This is a genomic window from Mesorhizobium sp. M7A.F.Ca.CA.004.04.2.1 (genome assembly GCF_004022825.1).
Lineage (GTDB): Bacteria > Pseudomonadota > Alphaproteobacteria > Rhizobiales > Rhizobiaceae > Mesorhizobium.
Genome location: NZ_RZPH01001832.1, coordinates 1 through 406 on the forward strand (window position 1 = coordinate 1; position 406 = coordinate 406).

The 406-nt window shown below is 64.8% G+C and carries 1 pseudogene; it reads right to left on the bottom strand.

Annotated features, from left to right (window positions below):
• Positions 1 to 250: 250 nt before the first annotated feature.
• Positions 251 to 406, bottom strand: a pseudogene (locus EN893_RS39830) (DUF4996 domain-containing protein); the annotation flags it as partial.

Here is a 406-nt window from a genome sequence, read left to right on the forward strand (position 1 = left end):
CGCTGCGGCTGAACTCAAGCTTTCAGGGGATGTGCTTCAGGAGTTGGATGGGATGGCCAAGGCGGCGTAAGGCGCGACCAGTTTCCCCCTTTGAGGGGGAGATGTCGCCAAAGGCGACAGAGGGGGTCGGCACGACCGGGCGCGACCTCCTGCGGCAGATGAAGGTTGGCGCTCTGTGCGCGGCGACCCCCTCTGGCCTGCCGGCCATCTCCCCCTCAAGGGGGGAGATCGCTGTTCCAGCGGCGAGCCTCTAGTTGATACTCGCCGTATTCGCCGGCTCGGCCGGCCGCGCCTCATTGGCATAAGGCACGCGAAAACCATTCGCCGTCAGCCATACGATGGCTGCCTTCGGCTCGTCCGTCTGGATGATTGTGGCGCCGCGATCGGCCCAAAAACCCCAGACTTC